9 protein-coding genes and 1 pseudogene are annotated in these 12,510 nt (G+C 73.6%); 3 read left to right on the top strand and 7 right to left on the bottom strand.

All coding sequences use genetic code 11. The features are described 5' to 3' along the window. The first annotated feature begins 7 nt into the window (after positions 1 to 7). Both ABEA77_RS32575 and ABEA77_RS32570 read left to right on the top strand, forming a co-directional pair. Entirely contained in the window at positions 8 to 3,742 is a 3,735-nt protein-coding gene (locus ABEA77_RS32575; protein ID WP_345655583.1) for a type I polyketide synthase, read from the top strand. Between the two features lie 136 nt (positions 3,743 to 3,878). Beyond that, positions 3,879 to 5,333, top strand: a complete 1,455-nt coding sequence (locus tag ABEA77_RS32570) for a tryptophan 7-halogenase (protein ID WP_345655581.1) — start codon at positions 3,879 to 3,881, stop codon at positions 5,331 to 5,333. Positions 5,334 to 5,659: 326 nt separating this feature from the next. Here the strand turns inward: ABEA77_RS32570 and ABEA77_RS32565 are convergent. The 7 genes and pseudogenes from ABEA77_RS32565 to ABEA77_RS32535 form a co-directional block, all read right to left on the bottom strand. Further along, positions 5,660 to 5,875, bottom strand: a pseudogene (locus tag ABEA77_RS32565) (helix-turn-helix domain-containing protein); the annotation flags it as partial. A gap of 122 nt (positions 5,876 to 5,997) precedes the next feature. Continuing rightward, positions 5,998 to 6,954, bottom strand: coding sequence for an LnmK family bifunctional acyltransferase/decarboxylase (locus ABEA77_RS32560; protein ID WP_345655579.1), 957 nt, complete (start codon positions 6,952 to 6,954; stop codon positions 5,998 to 6,000). Between the two features lie 124 nt (positions 6,955 to 7,078). Continuing rightward, positions 7,079 to 7,336, bottom strand: coding sequence for an acyl carrier protein (locus tag ABEA77_RS32555; RefSeq protein WP_345655578.1), 258 nt, complete (start codon positions 7,334 to 7,336; stop codon positions 7,079 to 7,081). A 20-nt stretch (positions 7,337 to 7,356) separates the two neighbouring features. After that, on the bottom strand, positions 7,357 to 8,409 hold the full coding sequence (gene dmpG, locus ABEA77_RS32550; protein WP_345655576.1) for a 4-hydroxy-2-oxovalerate aldolase: 1,053 nt from the start codon (positions 8,407 to 8,409) through the stop codon (positions 7,357 to 7,359). 26 nt (positions 8,410 to 8,435) lie between these two features. Further along, on the bottom strand, positions 8,436 to 9,341 hold the full coding sequence (locus tag ABEA77_RS32545; protein WP_345655574.1) for an acetylating acetaldehyde dehydrogenase: 906 nt from the start codon (positions 9,339 to 9,341) through the stop codon (positions 8,436 to 8,438). 3 nt (positions 9,342 to 9,344) lie between these two features. Then, positions 9,345 to 10,172: a 2-keto-4-pentenoate hydratase gene (locus tag ABEA77_RS32540; protein ID WP_345655572.1), complete on the bottom strand. Its 828-nt coding sequence runs from the start codon at positions 10,170 to 10,172 to the stop codon at positions 9,345 to 9,347. Between the two features lie 18 nt (positions 10,173 to 10,190). Continuing rightward, on the bottom strand, positions 10,191 to 11,177 hold the full coding sequence (locus ABEA77_RS32535; protein WP_345655570.1) for a class I SAM-dependent methyltransferase: 987 nt from the start codon (positions 11,175 to 11,177) through the stop codon (positions 10,191 to 10,193). Positions 11,178 to 11,748: 571 nt separating this feature from the next. On the opposite strand from ABEA77_RS32535, the gene ABEA77_RS32530 reads away from it, so the two are divergent. Continuing rightward, positions 11,749 to 12,510 (top strand): condensation domain-containing protein (locus tag ABEA77_RS32530; protein ID WP_345655568.1); only part of this gene is annotated, 762 nt, incomplete at its 3' end.

Below are 12,510 nucleotides of genomic sequence, written 5' to 3'. Positions count from 1 at the left end.
GGGTGAGGTGGATGTGGTGGAGGCGCATGGTACGGGGACGAGGTTGGGTGATCCGGTCGAGGCGGGGGCGTTGTGTGCGACGTATGGGTGTGGGCGGGATGTGGGGCGGCCGTTGTGGTTGGGGTCGGTGAAGTCGAATATCGGGCATACGCAGGCTGCTGCGGGTGTGGCGGGTGTGATGAAGATGGTGCTCGCGATGCGGCACGGTGTGCTGCCGAGGACGTTGCATGTCGAGGAGCCGACGCCGGAGGTGGACTGGTCGGCGGGGGGAGTGCGGCTGCTGCGCGAGGCGGTGGAGTGGACCGAGGCGGGCAGGCCCAGGCGGGCCGGTGTGTCCTCGTTCGGGATCAGCGGCACCAACGCGCACGTGATCGTCGAGCAGGCACCGCGGGAGGAGCGCGCGGAGCCGCCCGCGAGCGACGGGAGCGTGGTGGCGTGCGCGGTCTCCGGGCGGTCTGAGGCGGCCTTGCGTGCACAGGCGGAGCGCCTGGCGCAGCGCGTGCGCACCGACGACGGCCTTGCGCCGGCGGCGGTGGCGGCGTCGCTCGCCACGTCCCGGTCGGAGTTCGAGCACCGTGGCGTGGTGGTCGCGGCGGGGCGCGACGGGCTGCTGGCCGGCCTCGCGGCCCTGTCGTCGGGGAAACCCGCGGCGGGTGTGGTCAGCGGCGCTGTTCTTCCCGGGAAGTCGGCGGTGCTGTTCTCCGGGCAGGGGAGCCAGCGCCTCGGCATGGGGCGGGGTCTTCACGAGCGGTTCCCGGTGTTCGCCGAAGCCTTCGACGCGGCGTGCGCGCGGTTCGACGCCCTGCTGGAACGGCCGCTGCGGGACGTGGTGTTCGGCGACCCCGAGGCGCTGGCCCGGACGGAGTACACGCAGTGCGCGCTGTTCGCGGTCGAGGTGGCGCTGTTCCGTCTCGTGGAGTCGTTCGGGGTGCGGCCTGACCTCGTGGGCGGTCACTCGCTGGGGGAGGTGGTGGCGGCACACGTGGCAGGGGTGTTCTCGCTGGACGACGCCTGCGCCCTGGTGGCTGCGCGTGGCCGCTTGATGGGGCAGTTGCCCGCGGGCGGGGTGATGGTGTCGGTGCGGGCGGCGGAGGCCGAGGTGGCGCCGCTGCTCGCGGGCTGCGCGGACGAGGTGGGCGTGGCGGCGGTCAACGGCCCCGCGTCCGTCGTGCTCTCCGGAGGGGAGGCCGCGGTGGCCGGGGTCGTGCGGACACTGGAGGCGCGGGGTGTGGAGACGAAGCGGCTCAGGGTATGGCACGCCTTCCACTCGCCGCTGACGGAGCCGCTGCTCGCGCCCTTCCGCGAAGTGCTTGCCGGGCTCTCCTTCGGCCCGCCGAGCCTTCAGGTGGTGTCGAACGTGACCGGTGCGGTCGCCTCGCCCGACGCGTTGCGCTCCCCCGACTACTGGGTGCGGCACGTGCGGGAGACGGTGCGCTTCGCCGACGGGGTGGCGGCCCTGGCCGAGCGGGGAGTGACGACGTTCGTCGAACTCGGCCCCGACGGGGTCCTCTCGGGGATGGGACAGGAGTGCCTGCCCGACGCGGTGTTCGCACCGGTCCTGCGGAGGGACGCGGACGAGGCCGGTTCCCTGGCCGAGGGGCTCGCCCAGGCGTACGTGCGGGGCATGGCCGTCGACTGGGCGGCCCACGCCGCCGCAGGCGGGCCCCCGCCGCGGCGCGTGGACCTGCCCACGTACGCCTTCCAGCGGCAGCACTTCTGGATGCGACCGCCCGCCGTGCCCGGCGGGGCCTCTGCGGTCGCGGCCGGCGACGAGACGCTCCCGGCCCTCGCGGACACCGCTTTCTGGGAGGCCGTGGAGCGCGGTGACGCACGCGCGCTGGCGCGCGAACTGGCGGTCGAGGACGGGGACGGCGCCGGCGAGTCGGTGGCGGCGGCACTCCCGGTGCTGTCCGCGTGGCGGCGGCGCCAGCGGGAACGGGAGTCGGCGGACGCCAGGCGCTACCGGGTGGCGTGGACGCCGGTGGCCGGCGGGACCGGCACGCTGACCGGCACCTGGCTGGTGGTCGTCCCCGAGGGGTACACCGACGACGCGTGGGTGTCGCACGTCGTGGACTCGGTGGCGGCTCGCGGGGCGTCGACCCGCGTCGTGGAGCTGGCGACGGGCGCCACCGAGAGCGCGGCGGCGGGGCCGCTGCGCGCCGCGCTGGCGGGGACCGATGGCGCCGGGATCGCCGGAGTGCTGTCGCTGCTTGCGCTCGTGGAGGGGCGGCATGCCGTGTATGGCGCGGTGCCGCTGGGGGTGGCGCTGACGCTGGCCCTGGTCCAGGCGGCGGGCGAGGCGGGGGTGCGCGCCCCGGTGTGGTCCGTCACACGCCGTGCCGTGTCCGTGGACGGCGCCGAGCGGACGCGGGACACGGACCAGGCCGGGGTGTGGAGCCTCGGGCGAGTGGTCGGGCTTGAGACCCCGGAGCGCCGGGGCGGGACGGTGGACCTGCCGGACGCGCTCGACGGGTGGGTCATGGACCGTCTGGCATGGGTGCTCGCAGGCAGCTCGGACGAGCGCGAGGTGGCGGTCCGCGGAGCGGGCGTGTTCTGCCGCCGCCTGGTGCGGGCCCCCGCGGGCGGCCGCCGCAGCGCGGAGTGGCACCCCTCGGGGACCGTGCTGGTCACGGGCGGCACGGGAGCGCTTGGCCGGCGTGTGGCGCGATGGCTGGCACGCGCCGGCGCCGAGCACCTGGTCCTCGTCTCCCGCCGCGGCCCCCGGGCCGACGGCGCGGACGGCGTGCGCAGGGAGCTGGAGGAGCTCGGCACCCGCACGGAGGTGGTGGCCTGCGACGTGGGCGACCGGGCGGCCGTCGCCCGGCTGGTGGCGGACGTGACGGCACGGGAGCGGCTGACCGGGGTCGTCCACACGGCCGGGGTGCTGGACGACGGCGTGCTCGAAGGGCTGACCGCCGAGCGCTTCGAGGCGGTCCTGCGGTCGAAGAGCGAGGCGGCACGGCATCTGCACGAGGCCACACGGGACCTGGGGCTCTCCGCGTTCGTGCTGTTCTCCTCGTACGCGGGCGTCGTGGGCTCTGCCGGGCAGGCGAACTACGCGGTGGCGAACGCACTCGTGGACGCGCTGGCCGAGCAGAGGCGGGCCGAGGGGCTGGCCGCCACGTCGGTGGCGTGGGGGCCGTGGGCCGACGCGGGCATGGCGGTCAGCAGCGGCGAGGCCGCGCGCAATGTGGACCGCAGCGGCCTCGTCCCGATGGATCCGCGGTCGGCGCTCACGGCGCTGGAGCGGTCGCTCGCGGACGGCGGGACCTCCGTCGTCTTCGACGCCGACTGGCCCCGCCTCACCGCCGCGTTCGAGGCCCGCACGGTGGAACGGCTGCTCAGCGGCGTCCCGGAGGTACGGCGGCTCGCGGCAGACGCAGCCGAGCGCACGGCGCGGGCCGAGGACCCGGCCGCTCTCGCCGGACGCCTGCGCGCCCTGCCCGAGACGGAACGGAGCCGGGAAGTGCTCGACCTCGTACGCTCCCACGCCGCCGCCGTGCTGGGGTACACCAGCACGGACGCGATCGCGCCCGGCCGGCGCTTCACGGAGGTGGGCTTCGACTCCCTGACCGCCATGCGCCTGCGCAACCGGCTCGGGGCGGCCACGGGCGTCCAGCTCACCACCGCGACGGTCTTCGCCCACGCCACACCGACCGCGCTCGCCGACCACCTGCTCGCCGCGTACGCGGCTCCTCCCAAGCGTCCGAGGCCCCGGTTGCGGGCACGCGACCGGGCATGACGCACCGCCGGGGCAGGACGGCCTCCGCGCGGCCGACCGCCCGGCGCACGTAACGGTGGCTCTCGCCGATGCCGGGCTCCCCGCCGGGCGTGACGATGGCGGAGAACCGGCGAACCGCTGCCCACCGGCGAGCGACATGAGAGGCAGAGAAGGCGTGAATTCTGCTGTGCGGTCAGATTACGACGTAGTGGTCGTCGGGGGTGGGCCAGGTGGTTCCACGCTTTCGACGCTGGTGGCGCTCCAGGGCCACCGGGTGCTGCTCCTGGAGAAGGAGCAGTTCCCGCGGCACCAGATCGGTGAGTCCCTGCTCCCGTCCACCGTGCACGGCATCTGCCGCCTTCTCGGAGTCGCGGACGAGGTGGCGGACGCCGGCTTCGTGAAGAAGCACGGGGGCACCTTCCGGTGGGGGCTCAACGCGGAGCCCTGGAGCTTCGACTTCTCGGTCTCCGAGAAGTTCTCAGGACCCACGTCCTACGCCTACCAGGTCGAGCGGATGAAGTTCGACAAGATCCTCCTCGACAACGCCCGCAGCAAGGGCGTGGACGTCCGCGAACGCTGCGATGCCGTGGACGTCCTCGAAGAGGACGGCCGGATCCGCGGCGTGCGGTACGACGACGCCGACGGCGTCAGGCGGGAGGTCCGTGCCGAGTTCGTGGCGGACGCCTCGGGCAACAGGAGCCGCATACACAAGCGCATCGGCGGCGCGCGCAGGTACTCGGAGTTCTTCCAGAACATCGCCGTGTTCGGCTATTTCACGGGCGGAAAACGCGCGCCCGCTCCCGGGTCGGGGAACATCACCTGTGCGTCGTTCGACCTGGGCTGGTTCTGGTACATCCCCCTCTCCGACGAACTCACGAGTGTCGGCGCCGTGCTGCGGCGCGAGAGCGCGGAACGCCTCAAGGACGGGCCCCGTGCCAAGGTGCTCGAAGGCCTGATCGGCGAGTGCCCCCTCATCGCCGGCTTCCTCGCGGACGCGGAGCGGGTCACGGAGGGGCCGTACGGAGAGGTCCGCATCCGCAAGGACTACTCCTACATCCAGGAGAGGTTCTGGCGGCCCGGCATGGCGCTGGTCGGTGACGCCGCCTGCTTCATCGATCCCCTCTTCTCCTCCGGCGTCCACCTGTCCACGTACAGCGCCCTGTTGGCGGCCCGGTCGATCAACACCGCGCTGAGCGGCGCGATCGCCGAGGCCGACTGCTTCCGTGAGTACGAGACCCGTTACCGCAGGGAGTACGAGGTGTTCCACGACTTCCTGGTCGCGTTCTACGACATGCAGAGGGACGAGCACGCGTACTTCCGAGAGGCGAAGAACATCACCGGGAGTTCCGCCACGGATACGGAGTCGTTCGTGGAACTCGTGGGCGGCGGCGCGTCCGACGAGAGCGCGCTGATCAGTACCGCGCCCTCGTCGAGCCGGAAGCGCAGGGCGGATCTGCTGGAGCGGTCACGGAAGATCCACTGGCAGGGCTCCCGCGTCCAGGTCCAGGCGATCTTCGGCGAGAGCATGGGCGACGACGCCCTGTACGAGGGCGGCCTGGTCGAGTCGCCCGACGGCATGCACTGGGCGCGCCCCGGGCAGCCAGCCTCCTGAGGGACGTCTCGCGCGGCGCACGCGCCGGTCGAGGCTGGGCGGCCCCTCCACGCCCTGACCGCGAAACGGCGGTGTGCGGGTCTCCCGGGCACACCCAGACGGCCATGCGGAGACGTCAGGAGACGGCGGTCCTGAACGGGTGGACGGACAAGGCGCGGCGGGAGCGCCAGGTGTATCGCCCTGTGACGTCCGGGACGCGCGGGTCGCCGGCCCGTGAGCGCGGTGCGCGGGTGGCGGTAGCCGGTGTCGGCGCGGTTCTCGCGGCCCGCGGCCCTGGACGGGTGCCTTGTGAGCCGCCGCCGTAGGGGAGGGGCTGCCGGGCGCGGGGTCGGGGTCCGCCACGGGCCGGTGTGCGGGCGGCTGGAGCGGTCGGCCATGCCGGCGCCGCCGTGCAGCCGGCGGCGGTCAGCCCACCTCTGGGCGGTACTCACCGAGACCTGGAAGCGTGCGGCGGCCCCCCGCAGCGGCCCTCCGTCGTCCACGGCGCAGCCGGCCGGGCACAGGCGTCCTGTCTCGGCCGGCGGTGCACTGCGGTGAGGCACGAGCGCCTTTCCGGCCGCCGGTGCTTCTCTGCAATCCACACCGGGCCACAAGGCCCTCACCCGTTTCACGATCGGTCAGCCGTGAGCCCCGTCACCGTCCGCAGCCCCCGGGGACAGAACACCTAGGACGCGTCGAGGTCGATCTCCACGCCGGCGACGGCGAGCAGACGACCCGTGCCGGAGTCGCGCAAAGCCATGTCGGCCGCCTCGATCGACGGCCGTGCCGTGCTGCGCCACCTGCGCACTGTGATGGTGAATACCGCGCCAGGGTCCGCGTTGCCGAAGTACCCGACCTTCTGGTCGACCACCTTGCGCCGCAGGAACTGCGCGTCGCCGCGGCCGAGCGACCGCCACACGCGCAGCAGCGCCGTGTCGAAGATCGAGAAGTACGAGGCGAAGTACACGAGCCCGGCGCCGTTGAGGTCGCGCACGACGTCGAGCGCGTACTCCGAGGTGTGGGCGGGGCCCGCGGGGACGAGACCGGGAGGCGGTGTCGCGTAGAAGCTGCCCGCCTCGCGGGCGCGCCCGACGAGCGTGCGCGGCGAGTAGGGGTTGGGCAGCCGGGGGAGAGCGCCGTAGGAGAAGTCCGGCGGCGCGACCTGGGACAGCCGGCGGTTGCTGCCGGGGCGGCTGCGGGCGATCCAGCGGTTGAAGTTCTCTGCGTAGAGGCAGTCGGGGTGGGGGTGCTCGTACAGCTCCGCGGGGGACAGCGGGGTGTCCGCCAGGCCGAGCCCCGCAGGCGCGAGCCGGTGGAGCGTGATCACCGCCTGGCTGCCGAACTGGAACACCCGCGAGGTCACCTGGAGTTCGTCGCCGAAGGCCAGGCCGTGGGGGTGGACGGCGTCGCCGCCGCGTACGCGGAAGTAGTAGAAGGACAGGTAGGCGGGCTGCCCCTCGGGGGTGCGGGCCGCGTGCACGTTGGTCCGGCAGGCGGCCGCCACCGCCTCCCAGGTCCAGTCCCCGATCCGGCCGAAGACCAGCGATCCGCCGCTGCACATGCCCGGGGCGACGACCACATGGCGGGACAGCGAACTGCCGTCGACCGTCCGGGCGAGCTCAGTCGTGGTACTCCGATTCACGGTTCCCTGCCTTCTTGTTCGGTCCTGGCGCGCCGTTGCCGGGGCGCGCCGGACGCGGCTCCCGCCGTGCGCGTGCGTCGTGGTCCGTGATCCGGTGGCCGGACCCGGTGGCAGCGGGCCGGGCTCAGGTGCGTGTGTCGGCGGCCTCCGCCCCGGCGCGCGGCAGCCGTTCCTCCACCAGCCGTGCGACGTCCGCGACCGTGGCGGCCTCCATCAGCTCCCAGTCGTGGATCTCCACGCCGAGCCGGTCGTGCAGCAGCGCCGCCAGTTCCACAACCGCGAGGGAGTCGAGGCCCACTTCCTCGCGGCCGGCCGTCGGCACGACGTCTTCCTCCGTCATCTGGAGGTCGTCCACCAGGATGCTCCTGAGTACCTCGTACACGGCGTGCTCCTCCTTCGCTGTCACACCTGGCCGGAAGACCGCGGCTCCCCGGCGGCGGCCCGGCTGCCGCCCGCCCCGTCCCGCAGGGCGAGCGCGACGTCCACGATGAGGTCTTCCTGGCCGGCCACCGCCTGGCGTTCGCCCAGCTCGAAGAAGACGTCACGCGGGTCGACCCCCTCGCGCAGGGAGACGTCGAGTACCCGGTTCTTGAAGCCGGAGAACACTCCGGACAGTCCGCTGACGACACCGACGGAGTCGATGGACGGCGGAGCGGGCATCAGCTCGCGTCCTGCGATGTCCGCCGCGTCCAGGAGCCCGTACAGATCGATGCCCGTGGCGAACCCCATCCGTTCGAGCACCGGGACCAGTACCTCTAGCTGGGTGTTGCCCGCGCCCGCGCCGAAGCCCCTGGCGCAGGCGTCCACGATGTCCGCCCCCGCCTCCACCGCCGCGACCGAGTTGGCGACCGCCATGCCCAGGTTGTTGTGCCCGTGGAACATCACCGGCACGTCGACGGCCCGCCGGATGGCGCCGACGCGCTCCGTGACGTCCGCCGGGAGGAAGTGGCCTGAGGAGTCGAGGATCCCCACACCGGTCGCCCCGTACGCCACCAGGCGCGCACACTCCTCGGCCAGTTGCCCCGGGGTGGCCATGTGGCTCATCAGGAGGACGCCGTGCGCTTCGACACCGGCGTCGCGGAGAAACCCCAGATACCGCTCCGCGAGGTCGCCCTCGGTGCAGTGCGTGCCGATCCGCACCAGGTCGACGTCGTGGGCGATGGCGTTCCTGAGGTCCCGGACGGTGCCCCAGCCGGGGATCATGAAGACGCCCATTCTGCTGTTCTGCAAAGCCTCGCGCACGACGGACAGCATCTCGCCGTCCCCGAGCCGGGCCCTGCCCGCCTGGAGGGAGGAGGCGCCGAGGCCGTTGCCGTGGCCCACCTCGACCACGGGGACGCCTGCTGCGTCCGCGGCGGACGCGTAGCTGCGGAGCTGGTCGGGGCCGAGGCTGTGGCGTACCGCGTGGTGTCCGTCGCGCAGGGTCGGGTCATGGACGAGAACCGGCTTCCGCACGCGGCTCTTCCCGTCCGCGGTCCGCGTCACGACAGCACCGTGCCCGCGGTCGGGACGCGCGCCGCCGCGTACGCCTCGGCGACGTACAGCGCCGCGGAGTTGATGATGTCGAGGTTGCCCGCGTACCGCGGGATGCGGTCCCCGGAGGAGGTGACCTCGACGGCGATGAGGGCCCTGCCGTCCTCCACGACCGACGCGGTGACCTCGAAGCCCCCGGCGAACGCCCGGACCGGGGCCGTCGCGGTCGCGAGGACCGCGCGCACCGACTCCCGGGTCAGCCCCGCGCCCAGGACGGACATGGCGACCCGGAAGGTCGCGGGCGGTCTCGCGGGGCTCACGTTGAGGATCGCCTTGACGTTCTCGACCCCGGTGAACTCGCGGACCGCGTCCTGCGTGGTCTCCACGTACTCGTCGAGGTTGAGGCGCGTGGACCGGCCCACGCTGAGGCTGGCCGCGGTGGTCACCACCTCGACGTAGTCGATCCTGTGCTGCCGCGCGAGCGCGTGCAGGACCGGTATCGACGCCTGACCGCCACAGCTGATCATGCTGATGTCGCCGTGCTCCAGGACGTCCGTCCCGTTCACCGTCGGCACCACCATGTGCCCCGCCTTGCTCGGTGTCAGGTCGACGAGCTTCGTCCCGAGGGGGCGCAACAGCTCCGCGTGCTCGGCGTGCGACGCGGCGTTGGTGGCGTCGAAGACCACCCCGAACGGTTCCGGAGCGTCGAGCAGGGACCGGACGCCGCCCGAAGCGGTCGGCAGGCCGAGCCTGGCCGCGTGCCGCAGACCCGGCGTGTCGTCGCCGCGCGCCACGACCAGCCGGCAGTCGAGGGAGCGCGAACGCCCGATCTTGGCCGCCAGGTCCACTCCGATGAGGCCGGCACCGAGCACCGCCGCCGACAGCCGCCCGTCTCTCCTCCTGGCCGTGTCCATGGCTTACCGCCCTTCTTCGCGGGCAGACCCGCGCGACGTGTCCCGGCCGCCGTCCACGTGCAGCGTGATGCGGCCCAGGCGGTCGAACTCGGCGACGAACGTGTCCCCCGGGCCCATCGGGACCGCGGCGTGGAGCGCCCCGGTCATGATCAGCTGCCCCGCCTTGAGGGGCACCCCGCGCTCGCCGAGCACGTTCGCCAGCCAGGCCACGACGGCGACCGGGTCCCCCAGGGCCGCGGCGCCCGCCCCGGTCGCCACGGTCTCGCCGTTGCGCGAGAACACCATGCCGATCAGACGGGGGTCGCAGGCGCCGGCGCGAAGGCCCGGCCCGGCCAGGGCGACCGCACCGTTCGAGGCGAGGTCGGCGATGGTGTCGGCGAGCCCGATGCGCCAGTCCTCGATGCGGGAGTCGACGATCTCAAGACCCGCCATGACCTCGGCGACGGCCCCGCGCGCCTGCTCCACCGTGACACCGGGGCCCGCGAGGGGCGCGCCGAGACGGAAGACGATCTCCGCCTCCACCTTGGGCGCGATGAACGCGTCGCACGACACGGTCGCCCCGTCGGCGTACACGGTGGAGGCGAGCACAGGTCCGTAATCCGGTGTGCCGACGCCGAACATGTCCTGCATCGCAGCGGAGGTGAGCCCCGCCTTGTACCCGACGACGCGGTCGCCGTCCGCGACGAGCAAGCGTACGAGCTCACGCTGGACGGCGTACCCGTCGTCCATGCCGAGTGCGGGGTCCGCGTCGGTGAACGGGGCGATGGGCACCCGTTTCGCGCGCGCGTCGTAGAGGGCTCTCGCCCGTGCCACGGTCTCTTCGGCCGACATCCTCACAGTGCTCCCGTCCTATCCGGCGGCCACGAACATGCGGCTGCCCGGCATCCGCAGCGGTGTGGTGGCCACGTCGGAGAACCCGGCCCGGTGGAACGCGGCACGCCACTCCTCCTCGGGCGGCAGCCGCACGTCCATCGAGCTGGCGTGCAGGTAAGTGAACAGTGTGCTGAAGCGCCGCTCCCTCGGGTCGCCGACGTAGGGCACCGCGTCGGTCACCACCAGGCACCCCCCGTCAGCGAGGGACGCCCGGCAGGTGCGCAGGACACCGTCGAGCACGTCAGGCCTGCCCACGACGTCGTGCAGCACGAACCCTGCGTGCACGACGTCCGCGCCATGGACAGGCGAGTGGTCCTCGACGAGTGACTCGATCGAACGGTTCACCACCTGCAGGCGGTCGCCGACCCCCGCCCGCCGGGCGGCCCGCCCGGCCTCCTCGCAGGCCGCCGGGCTCAGGTCGAGTGCCAGGCCGGTGCTGTCCGGCAGTGCGGTCAGCAGGTGAATCAGCAGGCCGCCGGCTCCCGCTCCGAGATCCACGATCCGCCGCGGCTTGCGGCTGGTGACCTCCGAGACGACACCGGGGTAGAAGCCGTACGAGCCGATCCAGCGGGACGAGACCGCCACGCGCCGCCCCTCCCGCTGCCACCGCGCGCCCGCCGCCGCGGGGTCGCGGAGGAACGACGCCGCCCGGTCGATGTACGGGCGGTTCGCGTCGAGCGCCCAGGAGAGGTAGCCGGCCGCGTACCTGCGGTCGGCCAGGTCGGAGCCCGGGACGAAGGTGTGCGGATCCCCGCCGCGCTCCACCAGGCCCGCGTGGACGAGGGCGTCGAGGAACGCGGCGGCGCCGGACTCCGGCACGTCCGCGGCGGCCGCCGCCTCGTGGAGAGCGAAGGGCGCGTCCCGGTCGAGGAGTGCGGAAAGGCCGAGGACCTCGGCGATTTCGAGGAGAGCGGTGTCGGCGGCAAGATCTGCGGCGATCTCCCTGGAGTCGGTCCTGTTCATGCGTCGCTCCCGAATCGGCGAGGGGACTTCTCGGAGTCGGGCGCCGCGAAGGCGCCCTGACACGTGCGGGCCGGTGGCGCGGGCGGCCGGCCGGAGCCCGCCCGCCCTGCCGGAGGGCCGGCAGACGAGTGGGGCAGCCTTCCGCCGCTCCGCACCGGGCCTTCCGCACGCCATGCTCCGGTGGCGCGGGGCCGAAAGACATCGGTGACGACCGCTGTTACGGTCGAGCCGCCGCACGGCACGACGCCGGCAGGGGGCCGCCGGGCCCCGCCGGCGGGCCCGTGCCCCCCGCCGGGATCCCCTCCGCACGCCCTCCGCGCGGGAACGGCACGCGTGCCGCCCGCGGCAGACCCCGCCGACGTGGAGGCGTGAGACCGGCCGGGCGCGCCGTAACTGTGGCTCCCACCGATGCCGTGAGCAGGAACGTCTCTGGAGTATCGCACCCGTTGGAGTGGATGCACGGTTCGGCCGGCGCCCGGATCCCCGCCCGCCGCCGGGGTCGCGACTGCCCTGAAGCCCCCACAGTCGTTCCCCTTCCTCCGCCGGATGCGCCCGCCCGTAAGGAGTTCCTGTGATTCCCGCGTCGTATGCGCAGCGTCAGATGTGGTTCCTCGACCAGTTGGAGGGCCCGACCGCGCTCTACAACATCCCGCTGGTGCTGCGGATGTCAGGACGGCTGGATGTCGCGGCGCTGAGGGCCGCGCTGGACGACGTCCTCGCCCGGCACGAGAGCCTGCGTACGCGCTTCCCGCAGCAGGACGGGGAGCCGTACCAGGAGATCCTCCCCCCGGGGGACGCGAGCGCCGGCCTGACCCTCGTCCCCACCCCCGCCGCCGAACTGGAATCCGGCGTCGCGCGCGCGTCCCTGGGCGCCTTCGACCTGGCGGCCGAGATCCCGCTGCGGGCCACCCTGCTCACCCCGGTGTCAGGACAGGCGCCGGCGGACCACGACCCGGTGGTGACCGGCGAGTGCGTGCTGGTGCTCGTGGTGCACCACATCGCGGCCGACGGGTGGTCGGTGGCCCCGCTGTGGCGAGACCTCTCGGAGGCGTACGCGGCACGCTGCGCAGGACGTGCGCCCGGCTGGGAGCCCCTGCCCGTGCAGTACGCCGACTACAGCCTGTGGCAGCGGGAGCTGCTGGGCGAAGCGGACGACCCGGACAGCGTGCTCGCCGGTCAACTCGCCTACTGGCGTGAGGCCTTGGCCGGGGCGCCCGAGGAGACGCCGCTGCCCCTCGACCGGTCGCGGTCCGCGGCGGCCGATCACGCCGGCGGACTGGTGCGGCTGGCCCTGCCGGCCGACCTGCATGCCGCGCTCGCGGAGTTGGCGGTG

This window comes from Streptomyces tremellae (assembly GCF_039540215.1).
GTDB classification, from domain to species: Bacteria; Actinomycetota; Actinomycetes; order Streptomycetales; family Streptomycetaceae; genus Streptomyces; species Streptomyces tremellae.
This window is presented reverse-complemented; position numbering and strand designations above follow the sequence as displayed.